The 16,632-nt window shown below is 60.0% G+C and carries 13 protein-coding genes; 3 read left to right on the top strand and 10 right to left on the bottom strand.

Going from position 1 to position 16,632, the window contains the following annotated elements; all coding sequences use genetic code 11:
* Window position 1: 1 nt before the first annotated feature.
* From AB5Y98_RS03575 to AB5Y98_RS03535, 9 genes are all read right to left on the bottom strand, one after another.
* Window positions 2–1,201 carry a type II secretion system F family protein gene (locus tag AB5Y98_RS03575; protein ID WP_368231351.1) on the bottom strand — a complete coding sequence of 400 codons (1,200 nt, stop codon included), beginning with the start codon at window positions 1,199–1,201 and terminating at the stop codon, window positions 2–4.
* Complete coding sequence (locus tag AB5Y98_RS03570) at window positions 1,201–2,856, bottom strand: GspE/PulE family protein (protein WP_368231350.1); 1,656 nt, start codon at window positions 2,854–2,856, stop codon at window positions 1,201–1,203. The genes AB5Y98_RS03575 and AB5Y98_RS03570 overlap by 1 nt, the downstream gene beginning before the upstream one ends.
* Before the next feature lie 270 nt (window positions 2,857–3,126).
* Window positions 3,127–3,675: a dTDP-4-dehydrorhamnose 3,5-epimerase gene (rfbC, locus tag AB5Y98_RS03565; RefSeq protein WP_368231349.1), complete on the bottom strand. Its 549-nt coding sequence runs from the start codon at window positions 3,673–3,675 to the stop codon at window positions 3,127–3,129.
* Window positions 3,676–3,734: 59 nt separating this feature from the next.
* Window positions 3,735–4,613, bottom strand: a complete 879-nt coding sequence (rfbA, locus tag AB5Y98_RS03560) for a glucose-1-phosphate thymidylyltransferase RfbA (RefSeq protein WP_368231348.1) — start codon at window positions 4,611–4,613, stop codon at window positions 3,735–3,737.
* 112 nt (window positions 4,614–4,725) lie between these two features.
* Window positions 4,726–5,613, bottom strand: a complete 888-nt coding sequence (gene rfbD, locus AB5Y98_RS03555) for a dTDP-4-dehydrorhamnose reductase (RefSeq protein WP_368231347.1) — start codon at window positions 5,611–5,613, stop codon at window positions 4,726–4,728.
* Window positions 5,613–6,698 carry a dTDP-glucose 4,6-dehydratase gene (gene rfbB / locus AB5Y98_RS03550; protein WP_139753527.1) on the bottom strand — a complete coding sequence of 362 codons (1,086 nt, stop codon included), beginning with the start codon at window positions 6,696–6,698 and terminating at the stop codon, window positions 5,613–5,615. The genes rfbD and rfbB overlap by 1 nt, the downstream gene beginning before the upstream one ends.
* 780 nt (window positions 6,699–7,478) lie before the next feature.
* Window positions 7,479–8,888 (bottom strand): efflux transporter outer membrane subunit, encoded by a 1,410-nt coding sequence (locus AB5Y98_RS03545; RefSeq protein ID WP_368231346.1) that lies wholly within the window; start codon window positions 8,886–8,888, stop codon window positions 7,479–7,481.
* Window positions 8,881–12,030 (bottom strand): efflux RND transporter permease subunit, encoded by a 3,150-nt coding sequence (locus AB5Y98_RS03540; protein WP_044800392.1) that lies wholly within the window; start codon window positions 12,028–12,030, stop codon window positions 8,881–8,883. The genes AB5Y98_RS03545 and AB5Y98_RS03540 overlap by 8 nt, the downstream gene beginning before the upstream one ends.
* Before the next feature lie 17 nt (window positions 12,031–12,047).
* Window positions 12,048–13,241: an efflux RND transporter periplasmic adaptor subunit gene (locus AB5Y98_RS03535; protein WP_005302879.1), complete on the bottom strand. Its 1,194-nt coding sequence runs from the start codon at window positions 13,239–13,241 to the stop codon at window positions 12,048–12,050.
* A 143-nt stretch (window positions 13,242–13,384) separates the two neighbouring features.
* On the opposite strand from AB5Y98_RS03535, the gene AB5Y98_RS03530 reads away from it, so the two are divergent.
* From AB5Y98_RS03530 to AB5Y98_RS03520, 3 genes are all read left to right on the top strand, one after another.
* Window positions 13,385–14,026: a TetR family transcriptional regulator gene (locus AB5Y98_RS03530; protein ID WP_029305789.1), complete on the top strand. Its 642-nt coding sequence runs from the start codon at window positions 13,385–13,387 to the stop codon at window positions 14,024–14,026.
* Window positions 14,027–14,264: 238 nt separating this feature from the next.
* Window positions 14,265–14,768 carry a class I SAM-dependent methyltransferase gene (locus AB5Y98_RS03525; protein WP_324039594.1) on the top strand — a complete coding sequence of 168 codons (504 nt, stop codon included), beginning with the start codon at window positions 14,265–14,267 and terminating at the stop codon, window positions 14,766–14,768.
* Window positions 14,769–14,963: 195 nt separating this feature from the next.
* Window positions 14,964–16,142, top strand: coding sequence for a dicarboxylate/amino acid:cation symporter (locus AB5Y98_RS03520; protein WP_017786286.1), 1,179 nt, complete (start codon window positions 14,964–14,966; stop codon window positions 16,140–16,142).
* 48 nt (window positions 16,143–16,190) lie between these two features.
* Here AB5Y98_RS03520 and AB5Y98_RS03515 read toward each other — a convergent pair whose 3' ends face one another.
* Window positions 16,191–16,559: a glyoxalase superfamily protein gene (locus AB5Y98_RS03515; RefSeq protein WP_043169768.1), complete on the bottom strand. Its 369-nt coding sequence runs from the start codon at window positions 16,557–16,559 to the stop codon at window positions 16,191–16,193.
* Window positions 16,560–16,632: the final 73 nt, after the last annotated feature.

Here is a 16,632-nt window from a genome sequence, read left to right as displayed (position 1 = left end):
ACTAGACGGCCATCTCATTCACGCTGGTGATGGCCAAGATGATGCCAAGAATAATGACGCCGATGATAGAGCCAATCAGCAGAATGGCAAGAGGCTCGATCAACGCAAGCACTTTCTTGATGCGGTTCTTGCTGTTCTCTTCATACATGGCGGCCAGCGAGGAGAACATCTCGGCAAGGCGGCCACTCTTCTCGCCGACCCGCACCAGATTGACCCCGGAGCGAGCGATCAGCCGGGTTTCGGCGAGGGATTCCGACAGGCTCTTGCCCGAGCGCACCAGGCGGATCACCTCCCCCATCCCACGCTGGCGAAACGGGATGCGAAACGAACCGCGCGATAACTCAAGTGCCTGCAGTAACTCGACCCGGGATCCCAGCATGGCGGCCAGAGTATAAGACCAGCTTGCCACATCACTCTGGTAGAGCCATTCACCCACTACGGGTAGCCGTGACACACCGTTGAGCAGACGCTGGCGCACATCGCGCGAGCGCAGTGCCAAGGCTAGGCCCGCCACACAGAGAGTGAGTGCGATGAGCAATAGATCCCAGTTGGCGTTAAACCACTCCCCCGTCGAGAGCACCATGTCAGCCAACCAGGGCAGCGACACCTTACCGTGGCCCAACATACCGGTGAATTTCGGCACCACCACGGCAAACATCAGCACGACCGCCGACAGGCCTGCCAGCACCAGCACGATAGGATAGGTCAGGGCATTACGCAGTTCATTGCCGGTGCGTTGGTCAAACTGCATTTTCTCCAAGGCTCGGCTCAACGCCTCACCCAACTCGCCGGTGGCTTCACCCGCCCTCACCAGATGAAACAGGTAGTCGGGCAGCGGTAGCTTGCTCTGGGCAAGGGCGGCGGAAAAACTCTCCCCCTGCTGCAAAGCTCTGCCCATGGTGCGAAATGCCTGCTCAATTTGAGGATGGTGTCCCCCTTCAATCAGCGCATCGATCCCCTCTGAGAGGGTCACCCCTGAGGTGATCAGGGTGGTCAACTCATGCAGAGCCTGCAGCAACTGAGCGCGCGTCAGGCGAGGAGTAAACCAGGGCGCGCGAGCCACGGCCGCCTGCTCGCAGAGCTCAATGACGATGACGCCCTTGTCACTAAGCTGGCGCAGTGCCGCATGACGATGGACTGCGTCCAGCTCTCCCTTCAGGCTGTTGCCCTGCGTGTCTACGCCTTCATATTGGAAAATCATCAGTCGTGTTCCACATAGGCGACCCGCATCACCTCTTCAATGCTGGTTAATCCCCTACTGGCCTTGATCAGACCATCTTCAAACAGTGTCCGCTGGCCTTGTTGCCGGATCAGCGACTTGATCTCCTGCAAGGGGGCCTGCCGGTTGACCAGCTGTTGCAACTCACCGTCCAGGGCAACGAGCTCATAGATCCCCAACCGCCCGCGATAGCCGGTGTGATGACAGTGCGAGCATCCTACCGCCTTCTTCCAATTGGCGGCAGCAAACGCCGGTTGGCTGCTTGACCACCCCTGTGGCAAGAGCGGGTGGTCGTCCTCGGCGGCACACTGCCCACAGAGGCGACGGACCAGCCGCTGCGCCTGAACACCACGCACCGACGCCGCCACCAGAAAGGGCTCGAGCCCCATGTCAACCAATCGGGTAAAGGCAGAAGCGGCATCGTTGGTGTGCAGGGTAGAGAGCACCAAGTGACCCGTCAGGGCTGACTGGATGGCAATCTGCGCCGTATCCAGGTCCCGGATCTCACCGATCATGATGGTGTCGGGGTCTTGACGTAAGATGGCACGCAGTGCACGGGAAAAGGTGTACCCAATCTCGTTGTGCGCCTGGATCTGGGTCACACCCGAGACTTGATACTCAACAGGGTCTTCTACCGTGATGATCTTGTTGCTACCATCGCGCATGGCTTCGAGTGCGGCATAGAGCGTGGTGGATTTACCGGAGCCCGTCGGGCCTGTGACCAGCACGATCCCGTTGGGACACGCCAACCAGCTGTGCAGCAAACTGAGATGGTCAGGCTCAAACCCGAGTTTTTCCAACGACAGCGTTCCCCTGTTCTTGGGCAGCAGACGCATCACGATCGACTCACCATGAACACCCGGTGCCGTCGAGACACGGATATCCATATCCTGACCACTCAGGCGCAAGGTAATACGGCCATCTTGTGGCAAGCGCTTCTCGGCAATATCCAATCCGGCAATCAGCTTGATCCGTGACCCTATCGCCGGGTAACGCTCGGCCGGTTGCACCATATGAGTATGAAGCACGCCGTCGACCCGCATGCGTACCGTGAAGCGCAGCTCTTCGGGCTCAACGTGAATATCGGATGCACCGCTGTCGACAGCCTGTGCCAGCAGGTTATTGACCAGCTCCACGACCGGCGCCTCTTCGATCAACGCCTGTAACGAATGCTCGCTGTTACTGAACAGGTCGGTGACGGCACTCTCACGCCTGACTTGGTCCACCAGGGTGTCGATGTCCTGGGTTCGAGCCAGCCAGTACTGCACCGGGCGCCCCACAAACAGGTAGGCGATGAGATCCTGCAGCTGCATCTCTAACGGGTCTTTTGCAACCAGCTGCAGCTGACCGTCCACCTCCCACAACAGGGCATCGTTATCGAGCCACCACTCCAGCCTGACTGGCAGAGGCAGCAGGCATTGATAGATATCCAAGGGGGCCGGCATGTGGGCAGGCTCGACACAGGGATAACCCAACTGCTCTGACAGCGATCGCAATACCGCATCTTCAGAGACAGCCCCCATCCTGACCAGGATGGAGCCCAGACGTCCACCGGCCTGACGTTGTACCTCCAGGGCTCGCTCTAAGTCTTCGCGCCCGATCGCCCCTTTGGCGATCAGTCTCTCACCAATCTTCATGACACGTCCTACAAAACATCGGCAAATCCGGCCTTGGATTTATTACAGTACTCATCATTCACAAAGGAAGCTATTGTATCTAAGGGGTTCTGAGCAAGTCATAAAACCTGACCCATTTATTTAACAAATTGAATAAATGGAGATTTTCATTTAAAAACGGCTTATCCCCTTCTCTAACCCTGTTTCCTGATAACGAGAAAGTGCCTTATTGGATCACCAAATAATGGATAAGATACCTATGTTCAAGAGCAGATCCGAAGAGCGCGATCATCAACAGTGTTCCGCATCATTAAACGCAGCAGCAAGCGCATCTTTTGACGACAGGGTTGTAGACGTCGCGAGCTCTGGCCACACAATGGCCAAGGTGGCATCGTTCCACAAGATGCTGCGTTCAGCAGTGGGTTGATAGTAATTGGTAGTCTTGTAGAGAAACTCTGCGTGTTCACTCAGGGTGAGAAAACCATGGGCAAACCCTTCCGGGATCCACAACTGTCGTTTGTTTTGTGCACTGAGGTTGACGCCTACCCATTGCCCAAAGGTCGGCGAGCCTTTTCGGATATCCACCGCGACATCAAACACTTCACCAACGACACAACGCACCAATTTCCCTTGTGCATGCGGAGCCAGCTGATAATGGAGCCCACGTAGTACACCCTGACTCGAGCGTGAATGGTTATCCTGGACAAACTCAATCGCTCGCCCCACCGCTTCTTCAAAGATTTTTTGATTAAAACTTTCGAAGAAGAAACCTCTGTCATCACCAAACACGCGTGGCTCAAAGATGAGCACGTCAGGAATAGAGGTTTTAATTACATTCATTGGATTACCCACACCTTGTGATGCTAGAGAGGAAAAAACTGAGCCTACTTATGAATACATTAAGCTCTGGCGATGAGCTTCAGCAGATACTGGCCATAGGCATTCTTCGCAAGTGGCGCCGCCAGACTTTTCACTTGTTCTACGTCAATGAACTTCTTTCGATAGGCAATCTCTTCCGGGCAGGCCACTTTCAGCCCCTGACGGGTCTCGATGGTCTGAATAAAGTTACTCGCTTCAATCAGGCTTTCATGGGTGCCGGTATCAAGCCAGGCATAACCACGGCCCATCATGGCCACCGACAGATTGCCTTGTTCCAGGTAGATACGGTTCACATCGGTAATTTCCAGCTCACCACGCGGCGACGGCTTCAAGCTCTTGGCGAGCTCCACCACGCTGTTGTCGTAGAAATAGAGGCCGGTCACCGCATAGTTGCTCTTGGGCTCCAACGGTTTCTCTTCCAGAGAGATAGCGGTACCCTCTTTATCAAATTCCACCACCCCATAACGCTCAGGGTCATACACATGGTAGGCAAAGACGGTGGCGCCACTCTCTTTGGCTGCGGCCGTCTCCAGCTGTTTCTGCAGGTCGTGGCCATAGAAGATGTTGTCACCCAGCACCAGCGCACAGGGGTCTGAGCCGATAAACTCTTCGCCAAGAATAAAGGCTTGCGCCAACCCATCCGGGCTTGGCTGTACCTTGTATTGCAAATTCAGGCCCCATTGGCTGCCATCCCCCAGCAGTTGCTCAAAACGGGGGGTATCTTGCGGGGTGCTGATGATCAAAATGTCGCGAATGCCCGCCAGCATCAGAGTGCTGAGCGGATAGTAGATCATCGGTTTGTCATAAATGGGCAGTAGTTGCTTGCTCACTGCCATGGTGACTGGATAGAGACGGGTGCCGGAGCCACCGGCCAGAATAATGCCTTTACGTTTGGTCATGATGTTTGTTTCTTATTTTTAAATTGCAAAAGAAAAGGGTGGATTGCGGCCACTCCTTTCTGTTTTATCCCTGCCAGCCAGGGAGGTGTTCAATACATCCCTGGCCGGTGATTTACTTGCTGAGAATCTCGGTCAACATCCGCTCCACACCGACCGTCCAGTCCGGCAGCACCAGATCGAAGGTGCGCTGGAATTTGCTGGTATCCAGGCGGGAGTTATGTGGGCGTTTGGCCGGGGTTGGGAAGGCGCTGGTCGGCACGGCATTGAGTTGCGTGACCGCCAGTTCAACCCCCGCCTCTCTGGCGTTGGCAAACACCAGCTGGGCGTAGTCAAACCAGGTGGTGGTGCCGGAGGCAATCAGATGATACAGCCCGGCGACCTCGGGTTTGAGCAGCGCTACACGGATCGCGTGGGCGGTACAATCGGCCAGCAACTCGGCGCCGGTCGGGGCGCCAAACTGGTCATTGATGACCGACATTTCGCTGCGCTCCTTGCCAAAACGCAGCATGGTCTTGGCAAAATTGGCGCCGCGGGCGGCATAGACCCAGCTGGTGCGGAAGATTAGATGACGGGAGCAGAGTGCTGCCCCTTGTTCCCCTGCCAGCTTGGTTTCGCCGTACACATTCAGCGGTGCGGTCGCATCGGTTTCAAGCCAGGGGCGCTCACCACTGCCATCGAACACATAATCCGTGGAGTAGTGCACCAACCATGCCCCCAATGCCTCCGCTTCTTTGGCGATAGCGGCCACGCTGGTCGCATTGAGCAGCTCGGCAAACTCCCGCTCGCTCTCGGCTTTGTCTACCGCAGTGTGGGCTGCTGCGTTCACGATGACATCCGGCTTCACCAGGCGCACAGTCTCCGCTACGCCGGCCGGCTTGCTGAAGTCACCGCAATAATCGGTCGAGTCAAAATCGACGGCTGTGATACGGCCCAGCGGTGCTAGTGCACGTTGCAGCTCCCAGCCAACCTGGCCATTTTTGCCAAACAGCAAAATATGCATCAGGCACGCTCCCCGTAGTTTTGCTCGATCCAGGATTGATAGGACCCGCTCTTCACGTTGTTGACCCACTGCTGGTTATCCAGATACCACTGCACTGTCTTGCGGATACCTGATTCAAAGGTCTCTTGCGGCTGCCAGGCGAGCTCGGCGCTCATCTTGCTGGCATCGATGGCATAACGGCGATCGTGACCGGGGCGGTCAGCCACATAGGTGATTTGATCGCGATAGGAGCCGGCCTTGGGCACCATCTCGTCAAGCAGATCGCAGATGGTATGAACGACGTCCAGGTTCTGCTTCTCGTTGTGGCCGCCGATGTTGTAGGTCTCGCCGATGGCACCAGTGGTGACCACGGTATAGAGCGCGCGGGCATGATCTTCCACATAGAGCCAGTCACGGATCTGATCGCCCTTGCCATAGACAGGCAGCGGCTTGCCATCCAGCGCATTGAGGATGACCAGCGGGATCAGCTTCTCGGGGAAGTGGAACGGGCCGTAGTTGTTGGAACAGTTGGTGACGATGGTCGGCAGGCCGTAAGTACGGCGCCAGGCGCGCACCAGATGGTCACTGGAGGCCTTGGAGGCAGAATAGGGGCTGCTGGGGGCATAGGGAGTGGTTTCGGTAAAGAGCGGCAGCGCTACACCGGGGGCGACTTCATCCGGATGGGGCAGGTCGCCATATACCTCGTCGGTGGAGATGTGGTGGAAACGGAAGGCCGCCTTGCGTACCTCGTCCAGACCGTTCCAGTAGGCGCGAGCCGCCTCCAGCAGCATGTAGGTGCCGACAATATTGGTCTCGATGAAGTCGGCAGGGCCTGTGATGGAGCGATCGACGTGGCTCTCGGCCGCCAGGTGCATCACGGCATCCGGTTGATGCTGGGCAAACACCCGATCCAGTTCGGCGCGGTTGCAGATATCCACCTGCTCAAAGGCATAACGTTCACTGTTTGCGACACTGGCCAAGGATTCCAGGTTGCCCGCATAGGTGAGTTTATCGAGGTTGATAACTGAATCGTTGGTATCCCGAATGATATGACGAACAACCGCCGAGCCGATAAAGCCTGCGCCACCAGTGACAAGAATCTTCATAGTTATGCTCTTGAAAAGTAATAGAAATTCGGTTCTTTTTGAACCAGTTACCATTGTTCATAGTGGTGAAAATGCTCGCTCAAATGGCGGATTTCTGACACCAACCACGAAAAAGACAATAGCTACCGCCCCTGGGTTACAGCCCCCAGATTGCTGCTTTTGACCGGATTGTGTGTGCTGTTGGCCATAGCGCCCTCCAGCTTGGGAAAACTCTGTCACCGCTCCCTGATGACAAAAGTGCGATTTCTCTTGCACATTGAACATGCCAGTTTACAAAAAAACCGCCGTCAATCATTGCCATGCCCCAAGGGCAAAGTCCGGATTTTAGCGCCTTTCCTGGCCGCTTGAACAGCCATAACAACCCTTCTTAAAGTAAGCGATTTACGCCCTCTCCCGTAGCGGTTCTCTGCTCTCCAGCAGAAGGAGATGAGCTGCCAACCACCAGCAAAGCCTCCTTTGAGACCAAAAAGGTCGTTGCCAGCCGGATTCAAAAGTAAAAATAGTGACAAGCGACGCATCAGTGCGGAGCGCGCTCACAAGACCGCCACTTTTTGCCAATCCGGATGGAGACACGTAACACTTTCTTACAATTGCCCCCCGCCGCACACGTAAAAATTCAGCTCTTCCACCAGAGTCTGATACCGATCACAACGCTGTCTACACGACGTATTATGTCACTTGAGCTTCATATGTATATGTTTTTGCAGCAAACAAACAGGGCGAACCTGATGGTTCGCCCTGTTACGGTAAGATAACGCAAGGAGGAAAGTGTGGCTACTGTCAGCTTTTTCCTTTGCCACCCTCGCTATCGGCAGCTTGCCAGCCACCGCCGACGGCCTTGTAGAGCGCGACCTGGTTGCTGAGCTGCGCCAGACGGGTACTGATCAGCCCCTGTTTGGCACTGAACAGCGAGCGTTGGGCATCGAGTCGGGTGAGATAGCTGTCCACCCCCTTCTCGTAGCGTACCTCCGCCAGCTTGAAGTAGGTCTGACTCGCCTCCACCAGTGCCTGTTGGGCCTGCAGTTGCTGCTGATAGTCAGCCTGGGCGCCGAGCGTATCCGCCACTTCCTTGAAAGCGGTCTGGATGCTCTTCTCGTAGCTCGCCACCGCCTGCTTGGTGCTCACCTCGGCTACATCCAGATCCGCGATGCGCTTGCCACCGTCAAAGATCGGCAGATTGATCTGCGGCATGAAGGTCCAGGTACCGGTGCCACCGTCAAACAGCCCACTCAACTGGTTGCTGGCGGTGCCCGCCGTCGCGGTCAGCGAGATAGTCGGGAAGAAGGCCGCACGGGCGGCGCCGATATTGGCATTGGCCGCTTTCAGGCTGTGCTCGGCCGCCAGGATGTCCGGGCGCTGTTGCAGCAGGCTGGAGGGGGCACCCACCGGGATGGCCGCCAGCTGCACCTCGGCCAGGGTCGCCGGCTCGGTCATCAGTACAGGGACGCCTGTCCCGAGCAGCAGCGCCAGGCCATTTCTGTCCTGTTTCACCTGCCGTTGATACTGGGCCAGGCTCACCTTGGCGCTCTCTAGCGCGGTACGGCCCTGAGCCAGCTCCATCTCGGAGGCGGCCCCCAGCCGGTACTTGTGCTCGGTCAGACTATAGCTCTCCTGCTCGGTGGCCAGGGTCGCCTCGCTCAGCGCCAGCAACTCCTGATCCGCCAGCAGGGTGAGATAGGCGTTGGCCACCGAGGCCACCAAGGCTATCTGGGTGCTGCGCTGGGTCTCGATTTGCGCCAGATAGGTCTCCAGCGCCTGATCTTTGAGGCTCTGGATCCGGCCGAACAGGTCCAGCTCGTAGGCGGTGATGCCGATGTTGGCGCCGTACTGGCTGCTGATGGTGCCCTGCCCCGTGCTGCTGAGATCGTCCGATCCCTGCTGGCGGGTACCCGAGCCATTGGCAGCCAGGGTCGGCAGCTGTGCCGCCCGCTGGATCCGGTATCTGGCCTCGTAGGCCTCCACGTTGAGGGCCGCGATACGCAGATCCCGGTTGTTCTCGAGGGCCGTGGCGATCAACTGCTGCAGGGCGGGATCGAGGAACTGCTGGCGCCAGGAGGAGACGGCCGCCTCCCCCGTCTGGTTGCTCTGCCAGGTGGCGCCTTGCGGCAGCTCGGGGCGCTGGTAATCGGGGGCCATGGAACAGCCCCCCAACAGCAGAGTCACGCTCAAGGCGATCAGAGTCTTAGTCATGTTTGATCTCCTCGGCATGGGCCAGACGCGCTTGCTTGGTACTGTGCTTGGTGAAATAGCGCATCACCAGCACGAAGAACAGCGGCACGAAGAAGATGGCCAGCACGGTGGCACTGATCATCCCCCCCATCACGCCGGTACCGATGGCGTTGCGGCTGCTGGCGCCGGCGCCGGTACTGATCACCAGCGGCAATACGCCGAGGATGAAGGCGAGCGAGGTCATCAGGATCGGACGCAGGCGCAGGCGCGCCGCCTCCACCACGGCTTCACTCAGCCCCATGCCCCTGTCATAGAGCTCCTTGGCGAACTCGACGATGAGGATCGCGTTCTTGGCCGACAGGCCTATGGTGGTGAGCAGGCCCACCTGGAAGTAGACGTCGTTCTCCAGCCCGCGCAGGGTGGCGGCCACAATGGCCCCCAACACCCCGAGCGGCACCACCAACATCACCGAGAACGGAATGCTCCAGCTCTCGTAGAGGGCGGCCAGACAGAGGAACACCACCAGCAGGGAGATGGCGTAGAGGGCCGGCGCCTGGGAGCCCGCCTGCCGCTCCTGATAGGAGAGACCGGTCCACTCGATGCCGATGCCTTCCGGCAGCTGCTTCACCATCTGCTCGATGGCGGCCATGGCGTCACCGGTACTCTTGCCCGGCGCCGCTTCCCCGACGATCTCCATCGCCGGCACGCCGTTGTAACGCTCCAGTCGTGGCGAGCCGAAGCTCCAGTCGGTGCTGGCAAAGGCGGAGAAAGGCACCATCTGACCGGCGCTGTTGCGCACGTACCAGAGCTTGAGATCTTCCGGGTTCATCCGGAAGGGGGCATCCGCCTGCAGATACACCTTCTTGACCCGGCCTCTGTCGACAAAGTCGTTCACATAGGCAGAACCCCAGGCACTGGAGAGCGTGCTGTTGATGTCGCTGATGGAGAGCCCCTGCGCCAGCGCCTTCTCGTAGTCGATCTTGATGTCGAGCTGGGGGGTGTCTTCCATCCCGTTCGGGCGCACCCGCACCAGGTTCGGGTCCTGCGCCGCCATGCCGAGCAGCTGGTTGCGCGCCGCCATCAGCTTGTCGTGGCCCACGCCGGCCCGATCCTGCAGGAAGAAGTCAAAGCCGGTCGCCGTCCCCAGCTCCGGGATCGGAGGCAGGTTGAAGGCGAACACCTGGGCTTCCTTGATGCTGAACAGGTAGCCCATGGCACGGCCGATGATGGCATTGGCGCTGCGATCCGGCGTGTTGCGCTCCTTCCAGTCTTTCAGCTTGATGAACGCCATGCCGCTGTTCTGACCGCTACCGGCGAAGCTGAAGCCCGCCACCGTCAGCACGGAGTCGACGTTATCCTTCTCGTTCTTCATGAAGTAGTCGCGCATGTCGGCCAGCACCACCTCGGTGCGCTGCTTGGTCGCCCCGACCGGCAGTTGCACCATGGACATGATGACCCCCTGATCCTCTTCCGGCAGGAAGGAGGTGGGCATGCGCATGAACAGGATGGCCAGTACCGCCAGCATGGCGGCGTAGATGATGCCGTAGCGCACCCCTTGCTTGACCACCTTGCGCACCCCGCTCTGGTAGCGGTTGGCGCTGGCGTCGAAGGCCCGGTTGAACCAGCCGAAGAAACCGCGCTTGGCACCGAACTCGCCATGCTTGATGGGCTTGAGCAGGGTGGCGCACAGGGCCGGGGTCAGGATCAGCGCCACCATCACCGACAGCACCATGGCTGAGACGATGGTGAGGGAGAACTGGCGATAGATGGCACCGGTGGAGCCGCCGAAGAAGGCCATCGGCACGAACACCGCCGAGAGCACCAGGGCGATCCCTACCAGGGCGCCGGTGATCTGGGTCATGGACTTGCGGGTCGCCTCGAGCGGAGAGAGATCCTCCTCGCTCATCAGGCGCTCCACGTTCTCCACCACCACGATGGCGTCATCCACCAGCAAACCGATGGCCAGCACCAGACCGAACATGGTCAGGGTGTTGATGGAGAAGCCGAACGCCGCCATGACGCCGAAGGTCCCCAGCAGCACCACGGGCACGGCGATGGTCGGGATCAGAGTGGCGCGGAAGTTCTGCAGGAACAGATACATGACGCAGAACACCAGGAAGATCGCCTCCACCAGAGTCTGCACCACCTCCTCGATGGAGATCTTCACGAACGGCGTGGTGTCGTAGGGGTAGACGATCTCCATGTTGGCCGGGAAGTAGGCTGAGAGCTCGCCCAGCTTGCCACGCACCTTCTCGGCGGTATCCAGCGCATTGGCACCGGTCGCCAGCTTGATGGCCACCGCCGCGGTGGGTTGCCCGTTGTAGAGCGCCTCGGCATCGTAGCTTTCACCGGCCAGCTCGACCCGGGCCACGTCTTTGAGCCGTACCTTGGAGCCGTCCTGGTTCACCCGCAGCAGGATGTCGTTGAACTGCGCCACGGTGGAGAGCCGGGTCTGCCCCATGATGGTGGCGGTGAACTGCTGATCGGTCACCGCCGGGGTGCCCCCCAGCTTGCCAAAGGCCACCTGGGTGTTTTGCGCCTTGATGGCGGTCTGCACGTCACCCGGGGTCATCTGCACCCGGTTTAGCTTGTTGGGATCGAGCCAGACCCGCATGGAGTACTGGCTGCCGAACAAGGTGATGTCCCCTACCCCGTCCAGACGACTGAGCGGCTCCTTGATGTTGGCCACCACATAGTCGGCCAGGTCATCGTTGGTCATGGCGCCATCTTTGGAGATGAAGGCGGCCACCATCAGGAAGCTGCTGGAGGTCTTCTGGACCCGGATCCCCTGCTGCTGCACCTCTTGCGGCAACAGCGACATGGCTTGCTGCAGCTTGTTCTGCACCTGCACCTGGGCGATGTCGGGGTCGGTCCCCGGCTGGAAGGTGAGGGTGACCGATACCCGGCCGGAGGAGTCCGACTGGGAGGACATGTAGAGCAGGTGATCCAGCCCGGTCATGTTCTGCTCGATGATCTGGGTCACCGAGTCTTCCACCGTCTTGGCGGAGGCGCCCGGGTAGCTGGCGGAGATGCCCACCGCCGGCGGCGCAATGCTCGGATACTGGGCAACCGGCAGGCCTATGATGGCCAGGCTGCCCGCCAGCATGATCACCAGGGCGATCACCCAGGCGAAAATGGGTCTGTCTATGAAAAATCGTGCCATGAGGCGACTACTCCATCCTACTTGTTGGCCGGGGCATTGGCCGGCGCCTGGGCAGACGGCGCAGCGGCGCCCTGTTCAGCCGGCGCCACGACAACCCCGGGTTTTACCTTTTGCAGGCCGGCGACGATAACCCGTTCGCCGGCCTTGAGACCGGATTCCACCACCCAGTCACTGCCGACAATGCGGCCCAGCTGCACTTCACGCAGCTCCACCTTGTTGTCCGCCGTCACCACCATCACGGTAGCGCCGCCTTTCGGGGTACGGGTCACCGCGGTCTGCGGCACCAACAGCCCTTCGGCGCGCTCGCCCTCCTGCAGGGTGGCACGCATGAACATGCCGGGCAGCAGCAGCTGATGAGGGTTGGGGACGATCACCCGCAGGGTCACCATGCCGGTGGTCTCATCCACGGTCACGTCGGAGAACTGCAGCGAGCCCTCTTCCCCGTAGGTGGAGCCATCTTCCAGCTGGAAGCTCACCCGGGCGCCTTTCTGCTCGTCCTGGGTCAGCTTGCCGGCCGCCACCTGGCGCTTGAGGCGCAGCAGATCGGCGGTGGACTGGCGCACGTCCACATACATGGGATCGAGCTGCTGGATGGAGGTGAGGCTGTCGGCCTGCTGGGCCGTCACCAGCGCCCCCTCGGTCACCGCAGACTTGCCGATGCGACCGCTGATGGGGGCCGTGATGCGGGTGTAGGCGAGGTTGATGTTGGCGCTCTGCAGCGCCGCCTTGGCGGCACCGATTTCGGCCAGCTGCTGCTTCCAGGCCGCGTCGGCGTCGTCATACTCCTGGCTGCTGATGGCCTTCACCTTTACCAGCTCGGCATAGCGCTTGGCCTTGAGGCGGGCGCTCTGCTCGTTGGCCTGCGCCTTGGCCAGGTTGGCCTTGGCACTGGCCACCGCAGCCTGATAGACGGCGGGGTCGATCTGGTACAGCAGTTGACCGGCCTTGACGTCGCTGCCCTCGGTAAAGAGGCGCTTGAGAATGATGCCGCTCACCTGGGGGCGCACCTCGGCGACCCGCAGCGGGGCGCTGCGGCCGGTCAGCTCGGTGGTGAGCTGCAACGGCGCCGTGTGCAGGGTGACGACATCCACCGCGGCCGGCGGCATCGCACCGGGTCCTTGCTGGGCGGGGCCCTGTTCGCCGCAAGCGGTCAGCAGACCGCTCGCCAGCAGCGCAAGGCCGACTGAACGTGCGAGAATATGTTTATGCATGAAAAACCTGAGCCTCTGTCTATCAATGAAAAACCACAGGGTTTATAGGACCCGGTTGGTAAAATAGGAAAGATGAGGCAATATACATACATTCATAAATGTATGTAAGTGACTTTTTTTACTTTTACAAGGTGCGCAGAGAGATGGCCAGAAGAACCAAAGAAGAGGCGCAGCAGACCCGCTGCCACATCATGAGTACGGCCCTGGATCTGTTCTGCTCACAAGGCCTGGCCAAGACCAGCCTGACCGACATCGCCAGGGCCGCCGAGCTGACCCGGGGCGCCATTTACTGGCATTTCAAGAACAAGGAAGAGCTGTTCGTCTCCCTCTGGGAGGAGCTCTGCCAGCCCCTCTCCCACCAGCTCGATGCCTGCGTCTCCGAGCAGGAGCCCGACCCCCTCGGCAAGCTGCGCAGCTTCCTCAAGGGGGTGATCATCAAGATAAGCACCGAGCCCGCCCATCAGCAGATGTTCACCATACTGTTCAACCTGGAGTCGCTGGAGGGAGAAGCCATCTCACTGCGCGAGCACATGCGCAGCCAGTCCAACAACTTCTTCCGGGATCTGGAGATCACCCTGGGCAATGCGGTGCGCCTCGGCCAGCTGCCGCAGGAGCTGGATCTGCAGCGGGCCGCCACCCTGCTGCACTGCACCCTGGATGGCTACATCATCAACTGGCTGCACTTCCCGGATCGCATCGACTTGCGCCAGGAGGCCGACTTTGTGCTGGACAACCTGTTCGCCCTGATCGCCCAGTCCGGCGGCCCGGCCACCCGCCGCACCTGACTCACAGTCGCTCAGCACAGGTCCATTGTGCCGGCGCAGACACTCTCCAGTTTCCTCCCCTTCCTTTGGCGCCCCGGCGCCAAATTGGCTCAAATTTGCTATAGTCACGCCCCCGAAACAGAGTAGCGTCCCCGAAAAAGTGCCCGCCATGTCCCGTTCGTCTCCCCATTGCCCGCCGATGTCCCTTGCCACCCCCTCAGCCGACCCACTGTCCGTCGCGCGTCAGCAGTTTCTGGCCTTGCTCCATTGTGGTGCCCATCTGCTGGAGGCGGGCTGCGGCGAAGGCGACGATCTCTGCTTCTTTCGCCAGCAGGGGCTGGTGGTGACGGCCTTCGATGCCCGCCTGGCACAGGCCAGGGTAGCCTCGCGGCGCAGCGGCCAGCCGGTGCGGGTCTGCCGCATCGATCAGCTGCGCAGCGTGGTGCCCTATGACGGCATCTGGGCGCGCGGGGCATTGCCGCTGCTCGCGGCCAGCGAGCTCAGCGAGGCGCTGGCGCACCTGGCTGGCCTGCTCAAGCCTGCCGGGCCGCTCTACTGCGCCTTTCCCCACCCCAGTGGCCAGCCGGCCTCCAGCGACGGCACGCCTGAAGCCGCCTCTCCCTTAGCCGAAGCTCGCCTCTCCCGACTCGATGAGGAGGACCTGCGCCGGCTCATCGCCCCGCTGCCGCTGCAACTGCAGCAGTGCTGGGAGAGCGAGCAGACGGATGGCCGCTGGCTGCACGCCCTGCTGCTTCGCAGCTGAAGGGCCGCACCAAATTAATCACCCGCAGCACTTCGCGCTCACCTGGCCAGTGGCTATCACCACCACGATCACATTTAACAATATTTAACTCGACATTAACGCACCTACGACAGACATGATGCGGATTTTGTGTTAAAAAGCGGCATTAAAATCAAAATTAAATAACAAATCAGACACTAACACCTGGATTTACTTATGAAACTTGTCCTCAAACTGGTTGCCGGCATCCTCGCCGGTCTCTTGCTCGGTCTCTACGCCCCTGAATGGGTCGCACGCGTGCTGTTTACGGCCAAGACAGTCATAGGTCAGCTGATCACCTTCACCATTCCGCTCATCATTCTCTTCTTCATCATGAGCGGCATCGCCAGCCTGCCGAAGAACTCCGGCAAGCTGCTGGGCAAGACGGTCGCCCTCTCCTACTGCTCCACCATACTGGCCGGCCTGTTCGCCTTTACCGTGGCCAGCAACCTGATCCCGCGTCTGACCAGCGCCGCCGAGTCCACCGCCGAGAGCGCCATCAAGCTCACCTCCTACATCAATCTGGAGATCCCGCCGCTGTTCGGGGTGATGTCGGCACTGGCCGCCGCCTTCGTGTTCGGCATCGGCATCAGCGCCACCCAGGCCACCGATCTGCGCCGGGTCGCCGATCAGGGCCGCGACATTATCGACCGCCTGCTGGCCAAGGTGATCATCCCGCTGCTGCCGTTCTACATCGCCGGCGTCTTCGTCGAGATGACGGTGGAAGGCACCGTGTTTGCCACCCTGAAGACCTTTGGCGTGGTGCTGGTGATGGCCATCATCATGCACTGGCTCTGGCTCTCCGTGCTGTTCGTTGGCACCGGTCTGGCCTTGGGCCGCTCCCCGGCCCAGCTCATCAAGAACATGCTGCCGGCCTACTTCACCGCCCTTGGCACCATGTCCAGCGCCGCCACCATCCCGGTCGCCCTGCAGGCCAGCAAGAACAACGGCGTGAGCGCCGGCATCGCCAACTTCACCGTGCCGCTGTGCGCCACCATTCACCTGTGTGGCTCCACCATCACCCTGGTGACCTGTGCCACCGCCGTGATGTTCCTCTCCGAGCATCTGGCCATTCCGGGCATCGGCACCATGCTGCCCTTCATCATGATGCTGGGCGTCATCATGATTGCCGCCCCGGGTGCCCCGGGTGGTGGCGTCATGTCCGCGCTGGGTCTGCTCACCTCCATGCTGGGGTTCGGTGAGGCCTCCATCGCCCTGATGATCGCCCTCTACCTGGCCCAGGACAGCTTCGGTACCGCCTGCAACGTCACCGGCGACGGCGTCATCGCCCTGTGGGCCGACCGTTTCGCCCAGAGCGGCGAACCAGCCCTCAGCGCCGAGCAAGACGCGGCCTGATAGTGCAAGCAGATAAAAAAACGGGAGCCATCGGCTCCCGTCTTTTTATTAGGCGTTTTCTTCCGGCGGCAGCGGCTCGGTAAACACCAGCCGGTTACCGAAGGGATCCCGGACCTGTAGCTCGCGGCAGCCCCAGGGCATGGTCTCAATGGCGGGGTTCGCATAGGCATAACCCTTCGCCCGCCACTCGGCCAGCAATGCATCGAGCTTGTCGGTCGAGAGCCGCAGGGCCGCCCCCGGGCAGGCATCCCCGTGATGCTCGGAGAGGTGGATGATCCAGTCTCCCCGTGAGACCTGCAGGTAGAGCGGCATACCCGGGCCAAACCTGTGTTCCCAGTCGATGAGAAATCCCAGGTAATCGAGGTAGAAAGCGCGCAACTTGCCTTCATCGAAGCTGCGCAGGATGGGTATGATCATGATGTTTCTCCTCTGCCGTTTGGGTAGTCGGGGTAAAGCCCCAAAGTCTGACCTGCGCAAAACTGCGCAGGTC

Origin of the sequence: Aeromonas sp. s3, assembly GCF_040907805.1 — a bacterium.
Classification (GTDB): Bacteria; Pseudomonadota; Gammaproteobacteria; order Enterobacterales; family Aeromonadaceae; genus Aeromonas; species Aeromonas dhakensis.
This window is presented reverse-complemented; position numbering and strand designations above follow the sequence as displayed.

Coding starts and splice junctions, on each gene's coding strand:
- AB5Y98_RS03575 (WP_368231351.1), bottom strand. CDS start 1,201: ATGATTTTCCAATATGAAGGCGTAGACACGCAGGGCAACAGCCTGAAG.
- AB5Y98_RS03570 (WP_368231350.1), bottom strand. CDS start 2,856: ATGAAGATTGGTGAGAGACTGATCGCCAAAGGGGCGATCGGGCGCGAA.
- rfbC (WP_368231349.1), bottom strand. CDS start 3,675: ATGAATGTAATTAAAACCTCTATTCCTGACGTGCTCATCTTTGAGCCA.
- rfbA (WP_368231348.1), bottom strand. CDS start 4,613: ATGACCAAACGTAAAGGCATTATTCTGGCCGGTGGCTCCGGCACCCGT.
- rfbD (WP_368231347.1), bottom strand. CDS start 5,613: ATGCATATTTTGCTGTTTGGCAAAAATGGCCAGGTTGGCTGGGAGCTG.
- rfbB (WP_139753527.1), bottom strand. CDS start 6,698: ATGAAGATTCTTGTCACTGGTGGCGCAGGCTTTATCGGCTCGGCGGTT.
- AB5Y98_RS03545 (WP_368231346.1), bottom strand. CDS start 8,888: ATGACTAAGACTCTGATCGCCTTGAGCGTGACTCTGCTGTTGGGGGGC.
- AB5Y98_RS03540 (WP_044800392.1), bottom strand. CDS start 12,030: ATGGCACGATTTTTCATAGACAGACCCATTTTCGCCTGGGTGATCGCC.
- AB5Y98_RS03535 (WP_005302879.1), bottom strand. CDS start 13,241: ATGCATAAACATATTCTCGCACGTTCAGTCGGCCTTGCGCTGCTGGCG.
- AB5Y98_RS03530 (WP_029305789.1), top strand. CDS start 13,385: ATGGCCAGAAGAACCAAAGAAGAGGCGCAGCAGACCCGCTGCCACATC.
- AB5Y98_RS03520 (WP_017786286.1), top strand. CDS start 14,964: ATGAAACTTGTCCTCAAACTGGTTGCCGGCATCCTCGCCGGTCTCTTG.
- AB5Y98_RS03515 (WP_043169768.1), bottom strand. CDS start 16,559: ATGATCATACCCATCCTGCGCAGCTTCGATGAAGGCAAGTTGCGCGCT.